Raw genomic sequence first — 24,961 nt, 5'->3', positions numbered from 1 at the left:
GCCATGGCGCCCTTGATCAGCGGCACCAGCTGCGCCTTGTCCCCCGAGAAGCTGCGCGCGACGTAGGTCGCACCCAGTTGCAGCGCCAGGGCGACGAGGTCCACCGGGCTGTCGCTGTTGACCACGCCCTTCTTGCTCTTGGAGCCGCGGTCGGCGGTGGCCGAGAACTGGCCCTTGGTCAGGCCGTACACGCCGTTGTTCTCGACGATGTAGGCCATGCAGACGCCGCGCCGCATCGCGTTGGCGAACTGGCCCAGGCCGATCGACGCCGAGTCGCCGTCGCCGGAGACGCCGAGGTACAGCAGGTCGCGATTGGCGAGGTTGGCGCCGGTCAGCACCGACGGCATGCGGCCGTGCACGGTGTTGAAGCCGTGCGAGGCGCCGAGGAAGTAGTCCGGCGTCTTGGAGCTGCAGCCGATGCCCGAGAGCTTGGCCACGCGGTGCGGCTCGATGTCGAGCTCCCAGCAGGCCTCGACGATCGCCGCGGAGATCGAGTCGTGGCCGCAGCCGGCGCACAGCGTCGAGACCCGGCCCTCGTAGTCGCGCCGGGTGTAGCCGACCTTGTTGCGGGTCAGCGTCGGATGGTGCAGGCGGGGTTTGGCGATGTAGGTCACACGAGCTCCTTGCGGGCGCGCTTGCCGGCGGCGGCAGCGGCCTTCTCGACGTTCTGGCGGATGGCGTTGGTGATGAAGCGCGCCGTGATCGGCGTGCCGTCGTAGTGCAGCACCTTCACCAGCCGGGCCGGATCGATCTCCAGCTCGTTGACCAGCAGCTGGCGCATCTGCGCGTCGCGGTTCTGTTCGACGACGAACACCTTCTCGTGCGCCGCGATGAACTCGGGCACCGAGTCCGGGAACGGGAACGCCTGCAGCCGCATGGCGTCGAGGTGCACGCCCTCGCCCTCCAGCACGTCCAGCGCTTCGCGCATCGCCGGGCTGGTCGAGCCGTAGTAGATGACGCCGAACGGCGTCTTCTTCGGCGCCGCGCGCACGATCGGCTGCGGCACCAGCGTGGCGGCCGTCTTGAACTTGCGCAGCAGCCGCTCCATGTTGTAGATGTAGTCCGGCCCGCGCTCCGAGTAGCGCGCATACGGGTCGCGGGTGGTGCCGCGCGTGAAGTAGCTGCCCTTGGTCGGGTGCGTGCCGGGAAGCGTGCGCCACGGGATGCCGTCGCCGTCGACGTCCTTGTAGCGGCCGAAGTCCTTGCCCGCCTCGAGTTCCTCGGCGGTCATCACCTTGCCGCGGTCGTAGTCGCGTCCTTCTTCCCAGACGAACGGCTTGCACAGCCGCTGGTTCATGCCGATGTCCAGGTCGGTCATGACGAACACCGGCGTCTGCAGGCGGTCGGCGAGGTCCAGCGCGGCGGCCGAGTGCGTGAAGCACTCGTGCGGGTCCTGCGGGAACAGCAGGACGTGCTTGGTGTCCCCGTGCGAAGCATAGGCGCAGGCGATCAGGTCGGACTGCTGGGTGCGCGTGGGCATGCCGGTCGACGGGCCGCCGCGCTGCACGTTGATGATGGTGACCGGGATCTCGGCGAAGTACGCCAGGCCGATGAACTCCGTCATCAGCGACACGCCGGGGCCGGAGGTGGCAGTGAACGACCGGGCGCCGTTCCAGCCGGCGCCGACCACCATGCCGATCGAGGCGAGTTCGTCCTCGGCCTGCACGATCGCGAAGTTGTGGCGGCCGGTGGCCGGGTCGACGCGGTACTTCGAGCAGTATTTCTGGAACGCTTCCGGCACCGACGACGACGGCGTGATCGGATACCAGGCCGCCACCGTGGCGCCGCCGTAGACGCAGCCCAGCGCCGCGGCGCTGTTGCCGTCGACGAAGATCTGGTCGCCGACGTTGTCGCAGCGCCGCACCTTGATGCCCAGCGGCTGCAGGTGCTCCTGCGCGAACTCGCGCCCGAGCTGCAGCGCCCGCAGGTTCGAATCGAGCAGCTTCTCCTTGCCCTTGTACTGCTCGGAGAACAGCTTCTCGAACACGCCGCCTTCCATGTCGAGCAGCACCGACAGCGCGCCGACGTAGATGATGTTCTTGAACAACTGGCGCTGGCGCGGATCGGAATACACCGCGTTGGTGATCTCGGTGAGCGGCATGCCGATCACATGCAGGTCCTCGCGGAACTTCGAGGCCGGCAGCGGCCGCGTGCTGTCGTAGAACAGGTAGCCGCCCGGATCGACCTCGGCGACGTCGGCGTCCCAGGTCTGCGGATTCATCGCGACCATCATGTCGACGCCGCCGCGCCGACCGTGGTAGCCCTGTTCGCACACGCGCGCCTCGTACCAGGTCGGCATGCCCTGGATGTTGCTCGGGAAGATGTTGCGCGGGCTGACCGGCACGCCCATGCGCATCACCGCCTTGACGAACAGCTCGTTCGCCGAGGCCGACCCGGAGCCGTTGACGTTGGCGAACTTGATGACGAAATCGTTGACTGCTTCGATGCGCTTCATGCCAGCTCCCTCTGCGGTTGGCGTTGGTCCCGGCACCCGGGTCCAGCCTTTGTCATGTTCAACAGGAATTTCTGCATGTCCCACGCGCCCGTGGGGCAGCGCTCCGCGCACAGTCCGCAGTGCAGGCACACGTCCTCGTCCTTCACCATCACCCGTCCCGTCTTCAGGCCGCCCGACACGTACAGCGCCTGGGCCGGGTTCAGCGCCGGGGCCTTCAGGCGCTGGCGCAAGTCGGGTTCCTCGCCGTTCACGGTGAACGTGAGGCAGTCCATCGGGCAGATGTCCACGCAGGCGTCGCACTCGATGCACGCCGTTTCGGTGAACACGGTCTGCACGTCGCAATTCAGGCAGCGGCCGGCTTCCTTGAAAGCCGTCGCGGCGTCGAAGCCGAGCTCGACCTCGATCTTGATGCTCGCCAGCGCCTGTTCGGCCTTGGTCCACGGCACCTTGAAGCGCTGGTCGTTCGAGGTGTCGTTGTCGTAGCTCCACTCGTGGATGCCCATCTTCTGGGACACGATCCGAACGGCGGGCGCCGGGCGGACAGCGACGTCCTCTCCGCTCAGCAGCCGGTCGATCGACACCGCCGCCTCGTGGCCATGGGCCACCGCCGTGATGATGTTCTTCGGGCCGAACGCGGCGTCGCCGCCGAAGAAGACGGTGGGCACCGTCGACTGCAGGCTGTCCTTGTTCAGCACCGGCAGGCCCCATTCGTCGAAGGCGATGCCGCAGTCGCGCTCGATCCAGGGGAACGCGTTTTCCTGGCCGACCGCCACCAGCACCTCGTCGCATTCGAAGAAGGCATCGGGCTGGCCCGTGGGCAGCAGCTTGCGCCGGCCCTTCTCGTCGTAGACCGCCTTGACGATCTCGAAGGTCATGCCCTTGAGCTTTCCGTTCTCGTGCACGAACTCCTTTGGCACGTGGTAGTTGATGATCGGGATGCCTTCGTGCATCGCGTCTTCCTTCTCCCAGGGCGACGCCTTCATCTCCTCGAAGCCGCTGCGCACGATCACCTTGACGTCGGCGCCGCCGAGCCGGCGCGCGGAGCGGCAGCAGTCCATCGCGGTGTTGCCGCCGCCCAGGACGATGACGCGCTTGCCGATCGACTTGACGTGGCCGAACGAGACCGACGCGAGCCAGTCGATGCCGATGTGGATGTTGCGGGCCGCCTCGGTGCGGCCGGGGATCTGCAGGTCGCGCCCGCGCGGCGCGCCGCAGCCGACGAACACGGCGTCGTAGCCTTCGGCCATCAGCGCCTTCATCGAATCGATGCGCTGGTTGTTGCGGAAGTGCACGCCCATGTTGAGGATGTAGCCGGTTTCCTCGTCGAGCACCTCCTCGGGCAGCCGAAAGCGCGGGATCTGGGTGCGCATGAAGCCGCCGGCCTTCGGCTCGCCGTCGTACACCGTGATGTCGTAGCCGAGCGGCGCCAGATCGCGCGCCACGGTCAGGGATGCCGGGCCCGCGCCAACGCACGCCACCCGCTTGCCGTTCTTCGGCGCGATCTTGGGCATGCGCGCCGCGACGTCGTCCTTCATGTCGGCGGCGACGCGCTTGAGGCGGCAGATCGCCACCGGTTCCGGATGCTCCCCGTTGTTCTCTTCCACGCGCCCGCGCCGGCAGGCGGGTTCGCATGGCCGGTCGCACGTGCGTCCCAGCACGCCCGGGAACACGTTCGAGTTCCAGTTGATCATGTAGGCGTCGCTGTAGCGGCCCTGCGCGATCAGTCGGATGTACTCGGGCACCGGCGTGTGCGCGGGACAGGCCCACTGGCAATCGACGACCTTGTGGAAGTACGCGGGGTTGGCAATATCTGTTCGGTGCAAAACTGACCTCCTAGCCTTATCCACGCTGCCCCGGGTGCCGGAGCCTGAGGGTGCGCGGACAGTCTACGCGACGCGTGCAAAAAAGTACGCTCGGGTTGAACCCCAAGCGTGACGATGGGAGGCCAGCTGAACGACTGCGGTGCTGCACTTCCATGAGCACGCATTTAATCCCTCCCAGCTGCAGAGTGCATTGACTCTCATCAACTGGGCGGATGAGGTACCTGGTCAGGTTGGAGCGTCGCCGCGCGCGAGTGTTTCGAACGCGTTGATCAGCTCCGGCGGCGCCTGCACGAGTTCGATCAGCACGCCTTCGCCGCCGACCGGAAACTGCTCGTTGCCCTTGGGATGCACGAAGCAGATGTCGAAGCCGGAGCCGCCGCGACGGATGCCGCCGGGGGCGAAGCGAACGCCGTTGGCGGCCAGCCACTGCACGGCGCGCGGCAGGTCGTCGATCCACAGCCCCACGTGGTTCAGCGGCGGCTGGTGCACCGCGGGTTTCGCGTCGGGATCGAGCGGCTGCATCAGGTCCACTTCCACCCGGAACGGGCCGCTGCCCATCGCGCAGATGTCCTCGTCGACGTTTTCGCGCTCGCTCTTGAAGGTCCCCATCACCTCGAGCCCGAACATGTCCACCCACAGCCTCTTCAGCTGCTGCTTGTCGGCGGCGCCGATCGCGATCTGCTGGATGCCCAGCACCTTGAATGGCCGGTCGCTCATGGAGTCCTCCGAACGATGGTTGTACGCTTGCGGCTCAGCCGCGGACCTGCAGTTCCTCGAACGCGACGCGCTGCGCGCGCGCCGCCTCGCCTTGGCTGTCCTTGACCGACAGCTGCACGGCGCGGCCGGCCCAGTCGATGTCCACCATGCCGTAGTGGAGATCGCCGAACGGCGCGCCCAGCCGGTTGGGCCCGGCTTCGGCCGCGTCGCGCCAGCTGTGGGTGACGCCGCTGGCGGTGACTTCGTACAGCGGATACGCGGTGCCGGCCGGCTCGCGATAGATCGCGCCGAAATGGCGGTCGCCCGACAGCAGCACCACGCAGCCGGCCCGGGTGTCGGCGATCAGCCGGTACAGCCGCTGCCGCTCCAGCGGAAAGTTGCCCCAGCGCTCCCAGCCGTGGCCCTCGGCGACCACCTGGATGCCCGACATGAGCAGGCGCAGCTGGGCCGGCTCGCGCAGCTGCGCCTCCAGCCAGCGCCATTGGGCCTCGCCCAGGATGGTGCGGGCCGGATCGGCGTCCGGCAGGTAGCGCTCCTTGCCCGGCTTGCCGCGCTCGTCGGTCGGCTTCCAGGGCGAGCGGAACCAGCGCGTGTCGAGCAGGATCACCTGGACGCGCCGCCCCGGCGGGCCGAACATCCGGGCGTGGTAGATGCCTTCGCGCGTGCGCCGCGGGTCGTCGGCCGCCACCTGCCAGAAGCGCAGGAACGCCTCCTTGGACTCGCGCTTGTGCGCGAACTCGGCGCCGCCGTCGTTGAGGCCGTAGTCGTGGTCGTCCCAGATCGCCAGGTGCGGCACCGCGGCGCGCAGCCGCGCGAACTCAGGCACCGCGGCCTCCAGCGCATAGGCGCGCTCGAGCGCCGCGCGCGACCACGGCTGGTCGCTGGCATAGACGTTGTCGCCGCCGAACAGCATCAGGTCGGGCCGGTCGGCCAGAACGCGATCCCACAGCGGCTGCGGCCTGGTCTCGTCGGTGCACGAGGCGAACGCGACGCGATGCAGCACCGCCGCGCCGGCCGGCTGGCGCGCCCCGGGCCAGGTGCCGCAGCCGGCCAGCGACAGCGCGCCCGCCGCCGCCAGCCACTCACGCCGCCGCCAGCCGGACCTCATGCGAATTCGATGATCGGCTGGTCCACGGCCAGGCTCTCGCCCTTGTTCGCGAGCACCTTGCCGACGACGCCGTCGGCGGCCGCGAACAGCACGTTTTCCATCTTCATCGCCTCGATCACGGCCAGCCGCTCGCCAGCCTGCACCTTCTGGCCCGGCTGCACGGCGATGTCCACCAGCAGCCCCGGCATCGGCGAGAGCAGGTAGCGGCTCAGGTCGGGCGGCGCCTTGTACGGCATCAGCGCATGCAGTTCCGCGGCCCGGGGCGTGAGCACCAGCGCGTCGAGGCGCGTGCCGTTGTGCACGATGCGGATCGCCAGCGGGTTCTTGCCGACGCCGCGTTCGACCTGCGCGGTGAACGGCTGGCCGTTGACGCTGCCGCGGATGCGGTTGCCGCCGAGGTGCCAGTTGCTGCAGATGTCGTAGCGCCGCTCGCCGATGGTCACGGTGCTGGAGCCGGAGTCGGCGCGGAAATCGTGCACCCGCGCGGGCTGCCGCCGATGGTCGCCCGCCGCGTCGAGCACGACCACGACGAACTCCTGGCCCACCTCGAACTCGTGGCCCGGCATCTGGCCGCTGATGCCGATCGCGCGCTGCAGGATCCTGCGCTTGACGTAGGCGGCCAGCGCCGCCAGGAAATCGGGATCATCGTGCGGCACGTCCTCGGCGCGGAAGCCGTGCGCGTAGTGCTCCGCGATGAAGCCGGTGTTGAAGTCGCCGGCGACGAACCGCGGATGCGCCAGCAGCGCCGCCTGGAACGGGATGTTGCTCGAGATGCCGCGGATGACGAACCCGTTGAGCGCCTCGCGCATCTTCGCGATGGCTTCCTGGCGGCTGTGGCCGTGCACGATCAGCTTGGCGATCATCGAGTCGTAATACATCGGGATCTCGCCGCCGTCCTGCACCCCGGTGTCGACCCGCACGCCGTACAGGTGCTCGGTATCGCCGGCCCACATCGTTTCCTTGGGCGGCTGGAAGCGCACCAGCCGGCCGGTACTCGGCAGGAAGCCGCGGAACGGATCCTCGGCGTTGATGCGGCACTCGATCGCCCAGCCGCGGCGCTGGACGTCGGCCTGCGCGAGCGGCAGCCGCTCGCCGGCCGCCACGCGGATCATCAGCTCCACCAGGTCGAGACCGGTGATGCACTCGGTCACCGGATGCTCCACCTGCAGCCGCGTGTTCATCTCCAGGAAGTAGAAGCTCTGGTCCTTGCCGACCACGAATTCCACCGTGCCGGCGCTCTCGTATCGCACCGCCTTGGCCAGGGCCACCGCCTGCTCGCCCATCGCCTTGCGGGTCGCCTCGCTGATGAACGGCGACGGCGCCTCCTCGATCACCTTCTGGTGGCGGCGCTGGATCGAGCACTCGCGCTCGTTCAGGTAGATCACGTTGCCGTGGCTGTCGCCCAGCACCTGGATCTCGATGTGGCGCGGCTCCTCCACGTACTTCTCGACGAAGACCCGGTCGTCGCCGAAGCTGTTGCGCGCCTCGTTGCGGCAGGAGGTGAAGCCGTCGAATGCCTCCCGGTCGTTGAAGGCCACGCGCAGGCCCTTGCCGCCGCCGCCGGCCGACGCCTTGATCATCACCGGGTAGCCGATGCCGTTGGCGATCTCCACCGCGTGCTCCGCGGTCTCGATCGCGTCGTTGTAGCCGGGGATGGTGTTGACCTTCGCTTCCTTGGCCAGCCGCTTGGAGGCGATCTTGTCGCCCATCGCCGCGATGGAGTGGTGCTTGGGCCCGATGAAGACGATCCCTTCCTCTTCCACGCGGCGCGCGAAGCCCTCGTTCTCCGACAGGAAGCCGTAGCCGGGGTGCACCGCCTGGGCCCCCGTCTGCTTGCAGGCGGCGACGATGCGGTCGGCCAGGAGGTAGCTCTCGCGGCTGGGCGCGGCGCCGATGTGGACAGCCTCGTCGGCGAGTTCGACGTGCCGCGCGTCGCGGTCGGCGTCGGAGTACACGGCGACGGTCTTGATGCCCATCCGGCGCGCGGTCTTGATGACGCGGCAGGCGATCTCGCCACGGTTGGCGATCAGAATTTTCGTGAACATGGGATCTCCTTAAACCCGACAGCCGAACGCAGAGGGCGCAGAAGCACGCAAAAGACGCGGAAAAGAAAAGAGGGAATGACTCATTTTCTTCTTCTGCGTCCTCTGCCCATTCTTTGCGTCCTCTGCGTTCGGCTGCTGGGGTTGGCTGTTCAGAGAGGGATGTTCCCGTGCTTGCGCCACGGGTTCTCGAGCTTCTTGTCGCGCAGCATCACCAGCGAGCGGCAGATCCGGCGGCGCGTCTCGTGCGGCAGGATCACGTCGTCGATGAACCCGCGCGCGCCGGCCACGAACGGATTGGCGAAGCGCGCCGAGTACTCGGCCTCACGCGCCTTCAGTTTCGCCGGATCGTTCTTGTCCTCGCGGAAGATGATCTCCACCGCGCCCTTGGCGCCCATCACGGCGATCTCGGCGTTCGGCCACGAGAAATTCACGTCGCCGCGCAGGTGCTTGGAGCTCATCACGTCGTAGGCGCCGCCATAGGCCTTGCGCGTGATCACGGTGATCTTCGGCACGGTGCATTCCGCGAACGCATACAGCAGCTTGGCGCCGTGCTTGATGATGCCCCCGTACTCCTGGCTGGTGCCCGGCATGAAGCCCGGCACGTCGACGAAGGTGATCACCGGGATGTTGAAGGCGTCGCAGAAGCGCACGAAGCGCGCCGCCTTGATCGAGCTCTTGATGTCCAGGCAGCCGGCGAGCACCAGCGGCTGGTTGGCCACGATGCCCACCGTCTGGCCTTCCATCCGGCCGAAGCCCACGACGATGTTCTTGGCGTATTCGGGCTGCAGTTCGAAGAAATCGCCATCGTCCACCGTCTTGACGATCAGCTCCTTCATGTCGTACGGCTTGTTCGGGTTGTCGGGCACCAGCGTATCCAGCGACAGGTCCATGCGGTCGGCCGGGTCGTTGCTCGGGCGCACCGGCGCCTTCTCGCGGTTGTTCAGCGGCAGGTAGTTGTACAGGCGGCGCAGCATCAGCAGCGCCTCGACGTCGTTCTCGAACGCCAGGTCCGCGACCCCGCTGCGCGTCGTGTGGGTCACGGCGCCGCCCAGCTCCTCGGACGTCACTTCCTCGTGCGTGACGGTCTTCACCACTTCCGGCCCGGTGACGAACATGTACGAGCTGTCCTTGACCATGAAGATGAAATCGGTCATCGCCGGCGAGTACACCGCGCCGCCCGCGCACGGGCCCATGATCATGCTGATCTGCGGGATCACGCCGGACGCCATCACGTTGCGCTGGAACACGTCGGCGTAGCCGCCCAGCGACGCCACGCCTTCCTGGATCCGGGCGCCGCCGGAGTCGTTCAGGCCGATCACCGGCGCGCCGACCTTCATCGCCTGGTCCATCACCTTGCAGATCTTCTCGGCGTGCGCCTCCGACAGCGCGCCGCCGAACACGGTGAAGTCCTGGCTGAACACGAACACCAGCCGGCCGTTGATCATGCCGTAGCCGGTCACCACCCCGTCACCCGGGATCTTGTTGTTCTCCATGCCGAAATCGGTGCAGCGGTGCTCGACGAACATGTCCCATTCCTCGAACGTGCCTTCGTCCAGCAGCAGTTCCAGGCGCTCGCGCGCGGTGAGCTTGCCTTTCGCGTGCTGCGCGTCGATGCGCTTGCTGCCGCCGCCCAGCCGCGCCGCGGCGCGCTTCTTTTCGAGTTGTTCGAGGATGTCGTGCATGAATCTTCTCCGTGTCCTTATGCCGGACGCGCGGCATCGGCGCCGTCGTCCCCGGTTGTGTCCTGCCAGGCCCGCAGCAGCCGGCGGGCGGCGGTGGAGGCCGGCAGGCGCCCCTCGCCCACCTGCGCCACCATCTGCGGCAGCAGCCGCCTGACTGCGGCGTGCTGGCGGAAGTCGCGCTTGAGGCCGGCATCGATGCGCTCCCACATCCAGCCGAGCGCCTGCCGCTGCCGGCGCGCCGCCCATTGTCCGTTGGCCGTCTGCAGGTCGCGGAACTGCGTGACGGCCTGCCAGAAGGCGGCCACGCCTTCACCGCGCAGCGCGCTCAGCTGCAGCACCTGCGGTTGCCACCGGCCGGCGTCGTGCCGGGCGTGGCGCGGATCGCCATGCTGGCCGAAGATGCGCAGCGCGCTGGTGATCTGGGCCCGGGCCCGGGTGGCGGCGTCCGGGTCGAGATCGGCCTTGTTGATCACGACCAGGTCGGCCAGCTCCATCACGCCCTTCTTGATCGCCTGCAGGTCGTCGCCGGCGTTGGGCAGCTGCAGCAGCACGAACATGTCGGTCATGCCGGCGGCGGCCGTCTCGCTCTGGCCCACCCCGACGGTCTCGACGATCACCACGTCGTAGCCGGCGGCCTCGCACACCAGCATCGCCTCGCGCGTCTTCTCGGCGACGCCGCCGAGCGTGCCGCCGGACGGACTGGGCCGGATGTAGGCCTGCTCGTGCACAGACAGCTGCTCCATCCGCGTCTTGTCGCCGAGGATCGAGCCGCCCGAGACGGTGCTGGAGGGGTCGATGGTGAGCACCGCGACCCGATGGCCCTGTGCGATCAGGTGCAGGCCCAGCACCTCGATGAAGGTGCTCTTGCCCACGCCGGGGACGCCGCTGATGGCGAGCCGGAACGACCTGCCGCTGTGCGGCAGCAGCTCGGTCAGCATCTCGTCGGCCAGCGCGCGGTGGTCGGCACGGGTGGATTCGAGCAGCGTGATCGCCTTGGCGATGGCCCGGCGCTGGGCCGGACCACGGGCGGCAAGGACCTGCTGGGCGTGGCTCATCGAGGCACCGCCCAGCGCCGCTGGCCGGCGATGATCCGGTCGGCCAGCTGCCGCGCCCATTGTGGATACAACGCCGGCCCCGGATGAAAGCCGTCCGGCGCGAGCAGCGCCGGGTCGTCGGTCCAGCGCAAGCCGCAGTAACCGAGCTCCTGGCGCCGCGCCCATTCGCTGAGGGCGGCGTCGAAACCCGCCGCATAGCGGCCCAGGTACCAGCGCAGCGGCTGCGGCACGGCGCTGAGGCGGTGCATGGGCGGCAGGCCCGACAGCACTGCCCAGCGGGCGCCGGTGCGCTGTCGCAGGTCCGACCACAGTTGCGAGGTGTGGGTGATGAACGCGCCGGCCGACAGCTGCGCGGTCACATCGTTGACGCCGAGCGCCGTGACCACGACGTCGGCCGGCGCCAGGCGCGACCGCGCGAGCAGCGCCCGGGCGCCGGCCGTGTTCAAGCCGGTCTCGGCGACCAGTTGCCAGGCCACCGGCACGCGCAGCTCCTGCGCCATCAGGCGCGCGAGGGGCAGCGCCAGCGCCTGCGACTGGTGCTGCACGCCCACGCCCGCGGCCGACGAATCGCCGACCACCAGCAGGCGCAGGCCCGCTTCCCCCTCGCCCACCAGCCCTTCCCGTGCGCCGCCGGCCTCCGGCAGGCGCAAGGCGGTACGCCGCAGCGCGCCCGCCTGCTTCAGCAGCAGCGGCCCGAGCGCGAGCTTGGCGGCGGTCAGCATCAGGCGGCCAGCCCCTTCTTGATCTGTTCCAGCACATCCTTCGCGCTGGCCGGAATCGGCGTGCCGGGGCCGTAGATGCCCTTGACCCCGGCCTGGTACAGGAAGTCGTAGTCCTGCTGCGGCACGACGCCGCCGACGAACACCACGATGTCGCCGCCGCCCTGCTCGCGCAGCGCCTGGATGATGGCCGGCACCAGGGTCTTGTGGCCGGCCGCCAGCGTGCTGACGCCCACGGCATGCACGTCGTTCTCGATCGCCTGCCGCGCGCATTCCTCGGGCGTCTGGAACAGCGGCCCGATGTCGACGTCGAAGCCGAGGTCGGCGAAGGCGGTCGCCACCACCTTGGCGCCGCGGTCGTGGCCGTCCTGGCCCACCTTGGCGATCATCACGCGCGGCCGGCGGCCCTGCGCCTCGGCAAAGGCCGCGATCTCACCCTTCAGTCGGTCCCAGCCCTCGGCCGAGTCGTAAGCTGCTGCATACACGCCGGTCACCTTCTGCGTATCGGCGCGATGGCGCCCGAACACCTGCTCCAGGGCGGCCGAGACCTCGCCCACCGTGGCCCGCTGCCGCACCGCCTCGATCGCCAGCGCCAGCAGGTTGCCGGTGCCCGCTCGCGCGGCGCCCGTCAACGCCTCCAGCGCCGCCTGCACCTTGGCCGCGTCGCGCCGGCCGCGGATCTCCTTGAGCCGCGCGATCTGCTGCTCGCGCACCATCACATTGTCCACTTCGAGGATGTCGATCGGGACCTCGCGCTCCAGCTTGTACTTGTTGACGCCCACGATCACGTCCTGCCCGGAATCGATGCGCGCCTGCTTCTCGGCGGCCGCCGCCTCGATCTTGAGCTTGGCCCAGCCCGAGTCGACGGCCCGGGTCATGCCGCCCATCGCCTCCACCTCCTCGATGATCTTCCAGGCGGCGTCGGCCATTTCCTGGGTCAGCTTCTCCATCATGTAGCTGCCGGCCCAGGGATCGATGACGTTGGTGATGTGCGTCTCTTCCTGGATGATCAGCTGGGTATTGCGGGCGATGCGCGAGGAGAACTCGGTCGGCAGCGCGATCGCCTCGTCGAAGGAGTTGGTGTGCAGCGACTGGGTGCCGCCGAACACCGCCGCCATGGCCTCGATCGTCGTGCGCACGATGTTGTTGTACGGGTCCTGCTCGGTGAGCGACCAGCCCGAGGTCTGGCAGTGCGTGCGCAGCATCAGGCTCTTGGGGTTCTTCGCGCCGAAGCCGCTCATGATGCGCCACCACAGCAGGCGCGCCGCGCGCATCTTGGCGACCTCCAGGTAGAAGTTCATGCCGATCGCCCAGAAGAACGAGAGCCGCCCGGCGAACGCGTCGACGTCCAGGCCCTTGGCGATGGCCGTCTTCACGTACTCCTTGCCGTCCGCCAGCGTGAAGGCCAGTTCCAGCGCCTGGTTGGCGCCGGCCTCCTGCATGTGGTAGCCCGAGATCGAGATCGAGTTGAACTTCGGCATGTGCCTGGCCGTGTACTCGATGATGTCGCCCACGATCCGCATGCTGGGCTCGGGCGGGTAGATGTAGGTGTTGCGGACCATGAACTCCTTGAGGATGTCGTTCTGGATGGTCCCCGACAGCTGTTCCTGCGCGACGCCCTGTTCCTCGGCCGCCACGATGTAGCCGGCCAGCACCGGCAGCACGGCGCCGTTCATCGTCATGGACACGCTGACCTTGTCCAGCGGAATGCCGTCGAACAGGATCTTCATGTCTTCCACCGAGTCGATCGCCACGCCGGCCTTGCCGACGTCGCCGGTCACGCGCGGGTGGTCGCTGTCGTAGCCGCGGTGGGTGGCCAGGTCGAAGGCCACCGACACGCCCTGCCCGCCGCCCGCCAGGCCCTTGCGGTAGAAGGCGTTGGATTCCTGCGCGGTGGAGAAGCCGGCGTACTGCCGGATGGTCCAGGGGCGCGCGGCGTACATGGTCGCCTGCGGTCCCCGCAGGTAGGGCGCGAAGCCCGGCAGCGTGTCGGCGTAAGGCAGGCCCTGCAGGTCCTGCGCCGTATAGAGCGGCTTGACGGTGATGAAGTCCGGCGTGACCCAGTTCAGCGCGGCGAGGTCGCCGCCGGGCGCCGACTTGGCGGCGGCCTGCGCCCAGGTCTCGAGGGGGACGCGCTTGTATTCCGGTTCGCTCTGGCTCATGGGGACACTCCGATCAGCAGTGCACGGCTGCGCGAATTGTGCGTCGGCGCCGCGCGGTACCGGCGAATCTTAGCGCAACATGATTCATAATTATTGATAAATCATCCTGCGAGTCCTAGAATCCCGCCATGGCGTCCGCCCTCTCCCTGGCCCCGCGCGCGCTCTACGAAGAGGTCGCGGAGCTGCTGCGCCAGCGCATCTTCCGGCGCGAGCTCGAGCCGGGCAGCTGGATCGACGAGCTGAAGCTGGCCGAGCAGTACGGCATCAGCCGCACGCCGCTGCGCGAGGCGCTCAAGGTGCTGGCCGCCGAGGGCCTGGTCACGATGAAGGTGCGCCGCGGCGCCTACGTCACCGAAGTGTCGGAGGCCGACCTGCGCGACGTCTACCACCTGCTCTCGCTGCTGGAAAGCGATGCCGCCGGCGTGGCCGCCGGGCGCATCACCGAGGACCAGGTGCGCGAGTTGCAGGACCTGCACCAGCAGATGGAGGCGGCTGCCGGCGACACCGAGCGCTTCCTCGCGCTCAACGAGCGCTTCCACATGCGCGTGCTGGAGATTGCCGGCAACCGCTGGCGCAACCAGATGGTGACCGACCTGCGCAAGGTGATGAAGCTCCATCGGCGCAATTCCCTGCTGAAGTCGGGCCGCGTGCAGGAATCGATTCGCGAGCATCGCGCGATCATGCGGGCGCTCGCCAAGGGCGACGCGGGCGCCGCCGCCCAGAAGATGCAACTGCACTTCCGGCACGGGCTCGAAGCGGCGGGCTGAGCCTGCCGCGGCCGCGCGCGGCGGCTACGTGGTATCCCTCATGCGAGGCGCGCGCCCGTGTACGTGGTTCCACGGATAGGCGTCCGCTAGCACCAAAGAAGCAAGCGTTTCTCAGGTTGACACTGCGTTCGGGCGCCACCTAGCATTGGTCCGCTCGTTTGACTTGGCGCCGCCCGCGGGCGGCGCCGCATTCTTCCCGGAGACCCAAGAACCATGTTTCGACATTTGATGCGCATCTGCGTGGCGATCGCGGCCCTGGCATTTGCCATGGGGGCGATGGCCCAGAACATTTCGATCGGCACCGGCGGCACCGGCGGCGTCTACTACCCGATGGGCGGCGGCCTCGCGGCGGTGCTGTCCAAGTACGTGCCCGGCATGCAGGCCACGGCCGAAGTGACCGGCGGCTCGGTCGACAACCTCAAGCTGATCGGCACCGAGAAGCCCTACATCGGCTTCACCATGGCCGACGCCGGCCTGGACGCGCTCAAGGGCGAGGACAAGTTCAAGGGCCACAAGGTGCCGCTGCGCACGCTGATGGTGCTCTATCCGAACCGCATGCATCTGGTGTCGGTGGACGGCCGTGGCGTGAACAAGCTGTCCGACCTGAAGGGCAAGCACGTCTCCACCGGCTCGCCCGGCAGCGCCACCGAGGTGATGGCGTTCCGCATCCTCGAGGCCGCCGGCATCGACAAGGACAAGGACGTCAAGCGCGAGCGCCTGGGCGTCGCCGAGTCCGTCAACGCGATCAAGGACAACAAGATCGACGCCTTCTTCTGGGTGGGCGGCCTGCCGACGGCGGCCGTGACCGACCTGGCCAACACCCCGGGCACCAAGATCAAGATGATCGACCACTCGGAAGTCGTGCCGAAGATGAACCAGAAGTACGGCCAGCTGTACGTGCAGGACACCATCCCGAAGGCGATGTACAAGGGCATGGACGCGGACAACAAGCAGGCCACCGTGATGAACCTGCTGGTGGCGCACGAGAAGATGGACGACAAGACGGCCTACAACATCGTCAAGGCGGTGTTCGACCACAAGCCGGAACTGGTCGCCGTCCACAAGGAAGCCGAGAACTTCAAGATGGAGAACCAGAAGGCGGCCGCGACGCCGATTCCCTTCCACCCCGGCGCCGTGAAGTACTTTGCCGAAAAGGGCATCAAGATCAACTGAGCGCAGGCCCGCGCCGACGCCCCGCCGCCCACCGGCGGGGTTTTTTGTTTCAGCAACGAGATTTCCGACGTCACCCATGACCGGCACCAACAACCACCCGCACATGACTGACCAGTCCGCCGCCGTCGCCAGCGAAGCGGCCATCGTGAGCGACGAGGCGCTGCAGAAGGCGCAGGAGTTCATCGAGGAAGAGGAAGGCGCGGCGAACCAGCTGGCCGGCTGGCGCGCCGCCTTCGTCACGCTGCTGGCCGTCGGCGTCTCGATCTACCACCTGTATGCGGCCTACGGCATCGTGCCGGCGCAGGTGCTGCGGCCGGTGCACGTGGGGGTCGTGCTGCTGCTCACGTTCCTGCTGTTCCCGATCGCCAAGCGCTATCGCAACCGCATCCTGTGGTGGGACCTCGCGGCCGCGGCGCTCGCCATCGGCTCGATCGTCTACATGATCCAGGGCGGCGACGACCTGATGGACCGAAACACGACGCCCGACCCGTGGGACATCTTCTTCGGGGTCGCGCTGATCGTGCTGGTGCTCGAAGGCATGCGGCGGACCGCGGGCTGGATCATGCCGGCCGTCACCGGCGCCTTCATCGCGTACGCCCTGTTCGGCGCCTATCTGCCGCACCCCTGGACCCACAAGGGCTACGAGGTCTCGCGCCTGGTCGGCCACCTCTACATGACGCTGGAGGGCATCTTCGGCGTGGCGGTGGACGTCTCGTCCTCGCTGATCATCCTGTTCACGATCTTCGGCGCATTCCTGCAGTACTCGGGCGCGGGCAAGTTCTACATCGACTTCTCGTTCTCGGCGATGGGCGGCAAGCCCACCGGCGCCGGCCGCACCGTGGTGCTGGCCTCGTTCCTGCTCGGCGGCCCGTCCGGCTCCGGCGTGGCGACCACCGTGACGCTCGGTTCGGTGGCCTGGCCGATGCTGGCCAAGGTGGGCTACGAGCGCAACGCCGCCGGCGGCCTGCTGTCGGCCGGCGGCCTGGGCGCGATCATCTCGCCGCCGGTGCTGGGCGCCGCGGCCTTCCTGATCGCCGAGTTCCTCAAGATCTCGTACCTCGACGTGCTGCTGATGGCCGTCATCCCCACCTTCCTGTTCTATCTCGCCCTGTTCCTGATGGTCGAGATCGACGCGCGCAAGTACGGGATGCACGAGGCGGTGTTCGAGAAGGTCGACTCGCTGTGGCACCTCACCCGCCGCTACTGGTTCCACTTCCTGTCGCTGATCTCCATCGTGATCTTCATGATGTGGGGCTTCTCGCCGGTGCTGTCGGTGTTCTGGGCGACCCTGGTGTCGGCCGTCGTCAGCCTGCTGCGGCCGGAATGCTCGCTGATCCCCTACGACGTGTTCCGCGGCCGCGGCGCCGTCTTCCGGCAGCTGTGGAACTCGAACCTGGTCAAGGCGCTGGAAGGCGGCACCATCGGCGTGCTCAACGTGGCGGCCACCTGCGCCGGCGCCGGCATCATCGTCGGCGTCGTGACGCTGACCGGCCTGGGCCTGAAGTTCAGCTCGATCGTGATCGACATGGCCGGCGGCTCGCTGTTGCTGACCGCGATCTACACCTCGCTGGTGGTGTGGGTCGTGGGCCTGGCCGTGCCGGTGACGGCGTCGTACATCATCTCGGCGGTGATCGCCGCGCCGGCGCTGATCAAGCTGGGCGTGCCCGATTTCGCCGCGCACATGTTCATCTTCTATTACGCGGTGCTGTCGGAAGTCTCGCCGCCCACCGCGCTGTCGCCCTTCGCGGCGGCGGCCATCACCGGCGGCGATCCGTACAAGACCACCTTGCAGTGCTGGAAGTACACCGTCCCGGCGTTCCTGGTGCCGTTCATGTTCGTGCTGGACCCGAGCGGACAGGGCCTGCTGCTGATGGGATCGACGAAGGCGCTGGCCAGCGCCAACTGGTGGTCGATTGCCGAAGTGACCTTCACGGCCGCCGTGGGCGTCGCGGCGCTCGCGGCGGGCTTCCAGGGCTGGGCCGTCAAGAAGACGACGGTGATCGAACGGGTGATGTTCATCGTCGCGGGCTTCGCGCTGGTCTATCCGACGGCGGTGGCGGACGTGGTGGGGCTCGGCCTGGTCATCGCGGCGCTGGCCCTGCAGTTCTTCCGCAGCCGCTCGGTGGCGGCAGCCGGTACGCCCAGCTAAGGCCCAGGCGGCGCCAAAGAAAAAGGGCTGCGGCATGCCGCAGCCCTTTGCACGTCAGGCGCCGCCGCTCAGAACGCCGGAATGCCGGTCTGCGCGCGGCCCAGGATCAGCGCGTGCACGTCGTGCGTGCCTTCGTAGGTGTTGACCACCTCCAGGTTCACCAGATGGCGGGCGATGCCGAATTCGTCGCTGATGCCGTTGCCGCCCAGCATGTCGCGCGCCATCCGCGCGATGTCCAGCGACTTGCCGCAGGAGTTGCGCTTCATGATCGAGGTGATCTCGACCGCGGCCGTGCCCTCGTCCTTCATCCGGCCCAGGCGCAGGCAGCCTTGCAGGCCCAGCGTGATCTCGGTCTGCATGTCGGCCAGCTTCTTCTGGATCAACTGGTTGGCCGCCAGCGGCTTGCCGAACTGCTTGCGGTCCAGCACGTACTGGCGGGCCCGGAACCAGCAATCCTCGGCGGCGCCGAGCGCACCCCAGGCGATGCCGTAGCGGGCGCTGTTGAGGCAGGTGAACGGCCCCTTCAGGCCGCGCACCTCGGGAAACGCGTTCTCCTCGGGACAGAACACGCCGTCCATCACGATCTCGCCGGTGATCGAGGCGCGCAGGCCCACCTTGCCGTGGATCGCGGGCGCCGTCAGGCCCTTCCAGCCCTTTTCCAGCACGAAGCCGCGGATCTGGCCTTCGTCGTCCTTGGCCCAGACCACGAACACGTCGGCGATCGGGCTGTTGGTGATCCACATCTTGCTGCCGGACAGCGAGTAACCGCCGTCGACCTTCTTGGCGCGCGTGACCATGCTGCCGGGGTCGGAGCCGTGGTTCGGCTCGGTCAGGCCGAAGCAGCCGATCCACTCGCCGGTGGCCAGCTTGGGCAGGTACTTCTGCTTCGTGGCCTCGTTGCCGAACTCGTTGATCGGCACCATCACCAGCGAGGACTGCACGCTCATCATGGAGCGGTAGCCGGAGTCGACGCGCTCGACCTCTCGCGCGACCAGGCCGTAGCAGACGTAGTTCAGGCCGGCGCCGCCATAGGTCTCGGGAATGGTCGGCCCCAGCAGTCCCAGCTCGCCCATTTCGCGGAAGATGGCCACGTCGGTCTGCTCGTTGCGGAAGGCCTCGAGCACGCGCGGCGCCAGCCGCTCCTGGCAGTAGGCGTGGGCGGCGTCGCGCACGGAGCGCTCGTCGTCGGTGAGCTGCTGTTCCAGCAGGAGTGGGTCGGCCCAGTTGAAGCTTGCTTTGGAAGTTGCCATGGTTGTCTCGTCCAGGGAATGCGTGTGAGTTTAATGGCGACAAATTCTGGGGACAAACGTAAAATCAGCTTGTTATGCATGAATTTTACGAATGAACCGGCATCGGCTGCTGCCCTCCATGTCCTTGCTGACGGCTTTCGAGGCGGCGGCGCGCCACCAGAGCTTCACCCGGGCCGGGGAAGAGCTGGCGCTGACGCAAAGCGCCGTCAGCCGGCAGGTCCAGGCGCTGGAGGCGCTGCTGCAGGTGGAACTGTTTCGGCGGGCCGGCCGGCGCATCACGATCACCGACGTGGGCGCCATGTACGCGCGCGAGACGGCCGCGGCCATGGAGCGCATCCGCAGCGCCAGCTCGCAGGTGGCGGCGTTTCGCTCGGGCGTGGGTTCGCTGCACCTGGCCACCCTGCCCACCTTCGGCTCCAAGTGGCTGCTGCCGCGCCTGAGCGCCTTCTATGCCCGCCACCCCGGCATGCTGGTGCACATGCACTCGCGCATCGGCGAGCTGGACCTGGACAAGGCCGGCATGGACGTGGCCATCAACGTGGGCGACGGCCACTGGCCCGGCCTGCTGTCGCACAAGCTGGCCGACGATCGGCGGGTGGTGATCGCCAGCCCCGCCCTGCTGCAGCGCGAGCCGCTGGCCGCTCCCGGCGACGTGCCGCGGCACCTGTTGCTGCAGGTGGCCACGCAGCCGCAGGCCTGGCACGAATGGTGGCAGGGCCAGGCGCTGCCGATGCGCGCCATGCGCCTGGGGCCCCAGTTCGAGTACGTGGCGCACATGATCCAGGCCGCGATGTCCGGCATCGGCATCGGGCTGGTGGCGCGCAGCCTGGTGGAAGAAGAGCTGCGCAACGGCTCGCTGGTGATCGCGCTGGACATCCCGGTGCCGACCCAGCGGGCGTATTACCTGCTGTACACGCCCGAGAAGGCCTCGTTCCCCCCGCTGGTGGCATTTCGCGACTGGCTGCTCGAACAGGTGGCCAGGACGCCCGCGCAGCACTGACCGGGCCGCCGCGCGCTCAGTCCGGCAGCACGGCCGTGCATTCGATCTCGACCTTGGCACGATCCTCGATCAGGGCCCTCACCTCCACCGCCGTCATCGCCGCGTTGTAGGCGCCGATGATGTCGCGATACGCCCGGCCCACTTCTCGCGAAGCAGCCAGGTACTCCCGCTTGTCCGTCACGTACCAGGTCATCCGGACGATATTTTCGGGCTTTCCGCCCGCTTCCCTCAGCACGTCCGCAATATTTTGAAGGGCTTGCCGGGCCTGGGCAGCGAAATCGTCGCTGTGGAACTGCCCGTCGGCGTCCCAGCCGATCATGCCGGCGATGAAGAGCATCGAGCCGCGGGCGACCACCCCGTTGGCATAGCCTTTCGGGCGCGGCCAGCCCGGAGGGAGGATCACTTGCATCAGACGTCCTTTCCGGCCGCGGCCAGGTCCTTGAGCAGTTCGCGCGCGATGATCAGCTGCTGCACCTCGCTGGCGCCCTCGTAGATCCGCAGCGAGCGGATCTCGCGGTAGAGGCGCTCCACCGGCTGCTCGCTCACCACCCCGAGCCCGCCGAAGATCTGCACTGCGGAATCGATCACCTGCTGGGCGCCCTCGGTCGCCGTGAGCTTGGCCATCGCCGCCTCCCGGGTGATGCTGTGCCCGCCGTCGCGCATCCAGGCGGCGCGGTACACCAGCAGCGCCGAGCTGTCGATGGTGGTGGCCATCTGCGCCAGCTTGGCCTGGGTCAGCTGGAAGTCGGCCAGCGTCTGGTTGAACATCCGGCGGGTGGTGGCCCGGTGCAGCGCCTCGTCCAGCGCCCGGCGGGCAAAACCCAGCGCGGCGGCGGCGACCGAGGTGCGAAACACGTCCAGCGTGCGCATCGCGACCTTGAAACCCTCGCCCGGCTGGCCCACGCGCTGCGTCAAGGGCACGCGGCAGTTGGTGAAGCGCAATTGCGCCAGCGGATGGGGCGCGATGACGTCGATCCGCTTGGCGATGTCCAGTCCGGGCGTGCCGGCATCGACGATGAAGGCCGAAATTCCGCGCGAGCCGGCCGCTTCGCCGGTGCGGGCGAACACCACGTAGAAATCCGCGATGCCGCCGTTGGAGATCCAGGTCTTTACGCCGTCGATCACGGCATGGCTGCCTTCGATGCGGGCGCTGCACTGCAGCGCGCCGACGTCGGATCCGGCCTCGGGCTCCGACAGCGCGAAGGCGGCGATCGCCTCGCCGCGGCCGACCCGCGACAGATAGCGCTCGCGCTGCTCGGGGGTGCCCTGCAGGCTGATCGCGCCCGATCCCAGCCCCTGCATCGCGAAGGCGAAGTCCGCCAGCCCGCTGTGCCGCGCCAGCGTCTCGCGGATGAGGCAGATGGCGCGGGTGTCGACGGTGTCCAGGTTGCCGTAGGGCATGCCGGCCACCGCGTTCTTGAGCCAGCCGTCGGCGCCCAGCGCGCGCACCAGCGCGCGGCACTCGGCGTCGACGTCGTCACCGTGCCGCTGCGGCACGTGCGCCTGCGCCCAGGCCTCCAGCTCGCGGGCCAGCCGCCGGTGCCGCTCCTCGAAGAAGGGCCACTCCAGGTAACGGGTGTCGCTCATGGTCGCCTCCTTCAGTTGCCGGCGAAGCGGGGCTTCTCCTTCGCGACGAACGCGTGGTAGGCGCGCGCGAAGTCCTCGGTCATCATGCAGATCGCCTGGGCCTGCGCCTCGGATTCGATCGCCTGCTCGATCGTCATGGCCCATTCCTGGTGCAGCATGGTCTTGGTGATGCCGTTGGCGAACGTCGGGCCCTGCGCGAACTCGCGCGCCATCGCCTGCGCCTGTTCGAGCAGCGCCTCGGGCGGGCACAGCCGGTTGAAGAAGCCCCAGCGCTCGCCCTCCTCGCCGCCCAGCGCGCGGCCGCTGTACAGCAGCTCGCTGGCGCGGCCGTGGCCGATCAGGCGCGGCAGGATGGCGCACGCGCCCATGTCGCAGCCGGCGAGGCCGACCCGGTTGAAGAGGAATGCGGTCTTGCTGCGGGCCGTGGCCAGCCGGATGTCGGAGGCCATCGCCATGATCGCCCCGGCGCCGGCGCAGACGCCGTCGACCGCCGCGACGATCGGCTGCGGGCAGGCGCGCATGGTCTTGACCAGCTCGCCGGTCATGCGGGTGAACATCAGCAGCTCCGGCGCCTTCAGCCGCACCAGCGGGCCGATGATCTCGTGCACGTCGCCGCCGGAGCAGAAGTTGCCGCCGGCCCCGGTGATGACCACCGCCGTCACGTCGTCGGCGTACTTCAATCCGCCGAACAGGTCGCGCAATTCCGCGTAGGAATCGAAGGTCAGCGGATTCTTGCGCTCCGGCCGGTTCAAGGTGACGGTCGCCACCTTGTCCTGCACCTGCCACTGGAAATGCGTGGCGCGATAGCCCGCCAGCGGCCGACGGTTGCCCGCGGCCAGCGCCGGGTCGAGCCGGTCGGTTGCGTCGTTCATGGAAGCTCCTCGTTGGTGATCAGACACCTTCGGCCTGCCTGGCCTGCTCCAGCGGCGACAGCCCGGCCGCCTGGGCGGCCATCTGCTTCTCGCGGTCCAGGTTGCGCTCGAGCTGGCTCTTGGCCGACCGGTACTGGTGGGGCCACGCCAGGTCGTGGTAGCCGATTTTGGCGGCCTCCAGCAGCGTCCAGGACGGATTGGCCAGGTGCGGCCGCGCGATGGCGCACAGGTCCGCCCGGCCGGCCGCGATGATGCTGTTGACGTGGTCGGCTTCCGAGATCGCGCCGACGGCGATGGTGGGGATGCCGGCTTCGTTGCGGATGCGGTCGGCAAACGGCGTCTGATACATGCGGCCGTACACCGGCCGCTGCTTCGGGCTGACCTGGCCCGAGGAGCAGTCGATCATGTCGGCCCCGGCGGCCTTGAAGGCGCGGGCGATCGCCACCGCGTCGTCCGGCGTGATGCCACCCTCGACCCAGTCGTGGGCCGAGATCCGAACCGACATCGGCAACTGGTCCGGCCAGGCGGCGCGCATCGCGCGGAACACCTCCAGCGGGTAACGAAGCCGGTTGTCCAGGCTGCCGCCGTATTCGTCCGTGCGCTGGTTGGTCAGCGGCGAGATGAAGCTCGACAGCAGGTAGCCGTGGGCGCAGTGCAGTTCCAGCCAGTCGAAGCCGGCCTGCGCGGCGAACCGCGTGCTGCGCACGAAGTCGGCCAGCACGCGGTCCATGTCGGCCCGGTTCATGGCACGCGACCAGTCGCTGACGCCGTCGTGGTACTGCTGCGGCGAGGCCGAGATCAGCGGCCAGTTGCCGGAAGCGAGCGGCTGGTCCTCGCCCTCCCACGGCACGCGGGTCGAGCCTTTCGCCCCGGCGTGCCCCAGCTGCAACGCGATCCTGGCGTCGGTGTGCGCATGCACGTAGTCCACGATCCGCTGCCAGCCGTCGCGCTGGGCCTCGTTCCACAGGCCGGGGCAGCCGGGGGTGATCCGCGCATCGGCCGACGGGCAGGTCATCTCGGCCACCACCATGGCCGCGCCGCCCATCGCCCGCGCGCCCAGGTGCACCAGGTGGTAATCGGCCGGCAGCCCGTCCACGCAGGAGTACTGCGCCATCGGCGAGACGACGACGCGGTTCTTCAGCGTCACGTCGCGCAGCCGGAACGGCGTGAACATCGGCGGCACCGGCTGTTGCGGCGGCGCGCGGTGCAGGCCCGCGTGCTCGGCGATCCAGTCCTCGTAGCGTTCGACATAGGCCTTGTCGCGCAGCCGCAGGTTCTCGTGGCTGATGCGCTGGCTGCGCGTGAGCAGCGAATAGGCGAACTGCTCCGGCGGCAGCTGCGCGTAGCGGGCGACGTTCTCGAACCACTCGGTCGAATTGCGCGCCGCGTTCTGGATGCGCAGCACCTCGACGCTGCGCACCGCCTCGTAGTCGGCCAGCGCCTGCCTCAGGTCGCCCGGCGCGCGCTCGATGCAGCGCGCCAGCTCGATCGCATCCTCCAGCGCCAGCTTGGTGCCCGATCCGATCGAGAAATGTGCGGTGTGGGCCGCGTCGCCCATCAGCACCACCGGCGCGCGGCCGTTGTGGTGCACCCAGGTGCGGCAGACGACGCGCGGGAACCGGATCCACTGCGCCGAGCCGCGCAGGTGCGAGGCATTGGACAGCAGCGGCTGGCCGTCGAGGTACTTGGCGAAGAGCCGCTCGCAGAACGCGATCGCCTCTTCCTTGCTCATGTCCTCCAGCCCGGCCCGGCGCCAGACCTCCTCGGGCGCCTCGACGATGAAGGTCGACGTGTCGCCGTCGAACTGGTACGCATGAGCCTGGAACCAGCCGTGCTCGGTTTCCTCGAAGGCGAAGGTGAAGGCGTCGAAGCGCTTGTGCGTGCCAAGCCAGACGAAGCGGCAGCGGCGCAGGTCGATGTCGGGCTGGAACGCCGCCGCGTACTTGCCGCGGATGCGGCTGTTCAGGCCGTCGCTGGCGATGATCAGATCGGCATCGGGAAAGCCCAGGTCGTCCTGGACATCGGTCTCGAACACCAGGCGCACGCCCAGTTCCTCGCAGCGCCGCTGCAGGATGTTCAGCAGGCGCTTGCGGCCGATGCCGCAGAAGCCGTGGCCGCCGGAGCGGATGGTGCGGCCGCGGAAATTGACCTCGATGTCGTCCCAGTGGTTGAAGGCGCCGAGGATCTCCGACGCGGACGGCGCATCCGCGGCCTGCAGGTTGCCCAGCGTCTGGTCCGAGAACACCACGCCCCAGCCGAAGGTGTCGTAGGGTCGGTTGCGCTCGACGACGGTGACCTGGTGCCCCGGGTGGCGCTTTTTCATCAGCAGCGCGAAATAGAGCCCGGCCGGTCCGCCGCCGATGCACACGATGTTCATCACGCCTCCAGGTGAATGCT

The 24,961-nt window shown here is 68.4% G+C and carries 19 protein-coding genes; 4 read left to right on the top strand and 15 right to left on the bottom strand.

All coding sequences use genetic code 11. From position 1 onward, the window contains the following. The 10 genes from VNT59_RS08725 to scpA form a co-directional block, all read right to left on the bottom strand. Positions 1-614, bottom strand: a 614-nt coding sequence (locus VNT59_RS08725) for a thiamine pyrophosphate-dependent enzyme (protein ID WP_325497936.1), incomplete at its 3' end; no start/stop codon positions are given. Next, positions 611-2,455: a 2-oxoacid:acceptor oxidoreductase subunit alpha gene (locus VNT59_RS08720; RefSeq protein WP_325497935.1), complete on the bottom strand. Its 1,845-nt coding sequence runs from the start codon at positions 2,453-2,455 to the stop codon at positions 611-613. The genes VNT59_RS08725 and VNT59_RS08720, both read right to left, overlap by 4 nt. Next, positions 2,452-4,278: an FAD-dependent oxidoreductase gene (locus VNT59_RS08715; protein ID WP_325497934.1), complete on the bottom strand. Its 1,827-nt coding sequence runs from the start codon at positions 4,276-4,278 to the stop codon at positions 2,452-2,454. The genes VNT59_RS08720 and VNT59_RS08715 overlap by 4 nt, the downstream gene beginning before the upstream one ends. A 225-nt stretch (positions 4,279-4,503) precedes the next feature. Then, on the bottom strand, positions 4,504-4,995 hold the full coding sequence (locus VNT59_RS08710) for a VOC family protein (protein WP_325497933.1): 492 nt from the start codon (positions 4,993-4,995) through the stop codon (positions 4,504-4,506). Between the two features lie 34 nt (positions 4,996-5,029). After that, positions 5,030-6,103, bottom strand: a complete 1,074-nt coding sequence (locus VNT59_RS08705; RefSeq protein WP_325497932.1) for an alkaline phosphatase D family protein — start codon at positions 6,101-6,103, stop codon at positions 5,030-5,032. Continuing rightward, positions 6,100-8,148 carry an acetyl/propionyl/methylcrotonyl-CoA carboxylase subunit alpha gene (locus VNT59_RS08700; protein WP_325497931.1) on the bottom strand — a complete coding sequence of 683 codons (2,049 nt, stop codon included), beginning with the start codon at positions 8,146-8,148 and terminating at the stop codon, positions 6,100-6,102. The genes VNT59_RS08705 and VNT59_RS08700 overlap by 4 nt, the downstream gene beginning before the upstream one ends. 149 nt (positions 8,149-8,297) lie before the next feature. After that, a complete protein-coding gene (locus VNT59_RS08695) occupies positions 8,298-9,830 on the bottom strand; it encodes an acyl-CoA carboxylase subunit beta (protein ID WP_325497930.1) in 1,533 nt (510 codons plus the stop codon). Positions 9,831-9,847: 17 nt separating this feature from the next. Next, positions 9,848-10,885, bottom strand: a complete 1,038-nt coding sequence (gene meaB / locus VNT59_RS08690; RefSeq protein ID WP_325497929.1) for a methylmalonyl Co-A mutase-associated GTPase MeaB — start codon at positions 10,883-10,885, stop codon at positions 9,848-9,850. Next, a complete protein-coding gene (locus tag VNT59_RS08685) occupies positions 10,882-11,607 on the bottom strand; it encodes an SGNH/GDSL hydrolase family protein (protein ID WP_325497928.1) in 726 nt (241 codons plus the stop codon). The genes meaB and VNT59_RS08685 overlap by 4 nt, the downstream gene beginning before the upstream one ends. Further along, positions 11,607-13,766 (bottom strand): methylmalonyl-CoA mutase, encoded by a 2,160-nt coding sequence (gene scpA / locus VNT59_RS08680; RefSeq protein WP_325497927.1) that lies wholly within the window; start codon positions 13,764-13,766, stop codon positions 11,607-11,609. The genes VNT59_RS08685 and scpA overlap by 1 nt, the downstream gene beginning before the upstream one ends. Positions 13,767-13,894: 128 nt before the next feature. On the opposite strand from scpA, the gene VNT59_RS08675 reads away from it, so the two are divergent. The 3 genes from VNT59_RS08675 (at position 13,895) to VNT59_RS08665 (ending at position 17,855) form a co-directional block, all read left to right on the top strand. After that, positions 13,895-14,533: a GntR family transcriptional regulator gene (locus VNT59_RS08675; protein ID WP_325497926.1), complete on the top strand. Its 639-nt coding sequence runs from the start codon at positions 13,895-13,897 to the stop codon at positions 14,531-14,533. Between the two features lie 213 nt (positions 14,534-14,746). Further along, on the top strand, positions 14,747-15,706 hold the full coding sequence (locus VNT59_RS08670) for a TAXI family TRAP transporter solute-binding subunit (protein WP_325497925.1): 960 nt from the start codon (positions 14,747-14,749) through the stop codon (positions 15,704-15,706). A gap of 103 nt (positions 15,707-15,809) precedes the next feature. Beyond that, a complete protein-coding gene (locus VNT59_RS08665) occupies positions 15,810-17,855 on the top strand; it encodes a TRAP transporter fused permease subunit (protein ID WP_325497924.1) in 2,046 nt (681 codons plus the stop codon). A 68-nt stretch (positions 17,856-17,923) separates the two neighbouring features. Here the strand turns inward: VNT59_RS08665 and VNT59_RS08660 are convergent, their stop codons facing one another. Continuing rightward, positions 17,924-19,105 (bottom strand): acyl-CoA dehydrogenase, encoded by a 1,182-nt coding sequence (locus tag VNT59_RS08660; RefSeq protein WP_325497923.1) that lies wholly within the window; start codon positions 19,103-19,105, stop codon positions 17,924-17,926. Between the two features lie 91 nt (positions 19,106-19,196). On the opposite strand from VNT59_RS08660, the gene VNT59_RS08655 reads away from it, so the two are divergent. After that, the gene (locus VNT59_RS08655; RefSeq protein WP_325497922.1) at positions 19,197-20,105 is read left to right on the top strand and encodes a LysR substrate-binding domain-containing protein; all 909 of its coding nucleotides are present in this window, start codon (positions 19,197-19,199) and stop codon (positions 20,103-20,105) included. Between the two features lie 16 nt (positions 20,106-20,121). Here the strand turns inward: VNT59_RS08655 and VNT59_RS08650 are convergent, their stop codons facing one another. From VNT59_RS08650 to VNT59_RS08635, 4 genes are read right to left on the bottom strand one after another with little or no spacing between them, the layout of a single operon-like run. Further along, entirely contained in the window at positions 20,122-20,514 is a 393-nt protein-coding gene (locus VNT59_RS08650; protein ID WP_325497921.1) for a RidA family protein, read from the bottom strand. Then, positions 20,514-21,692 carry an acyl-CoA dehydrogenase family protein gene (locus tag VNT59_RS08645; RefSeq protein ID WP_325497920.1) on the bottom strand — a complete coding sequence of 393 codons (1,179 nt, stop codon included), beginning with the start codon at positions 21,690-21,692 and terminating at the stop codon, positions 20,514-20,516. The genes VNT59_RS08650 and VNT59_RS08645 overlap by 1 nt, the downstream gene beginning before the upstream one ends. An 11-nt stretch (positions 21,693-21,703) precedes the next feature. Then, complete coding sequence (locus VNT59_RS08640) at positions 21,704-22,564, bottom strand: enoyl-CoA hydratase family protein (RefSeq protein WP_325497919.1); 861 nt, start codon at positions 22,562-22,564, stop codon at positions 21,704-21,706. A gap of 19 nt (positions 22,565-22,583) precedes the next feature. Next, positions 22,584-24,941 (bottom strand): bifunctional salicylyl-CoA 5-hydroxylase/oxidoreductase, encoded by a 2,358-nt coding sequence (locus VNT59_RS08635; RefSeq protein WP_325497918.1) that lies wholly within the window; start codon positions 24,939-24,941, stop codon positions 22,584-22,586. Between the last annotated feature and the right edge of the window lie 20 nt (positions 24,942-24,961).

The sequence above is a fragment of the Ramlibacter sp. genome (assembly GCF_035554825.1).
GTDB lineage: Bacteria > Pseudomonadota > Gammaproteobacteria > Burkholderiales > Burkholderiaceae_C > Ramlibacter.
This window is presented reverse-complemented; position numbering and strand designations above follow the sequence as displayed.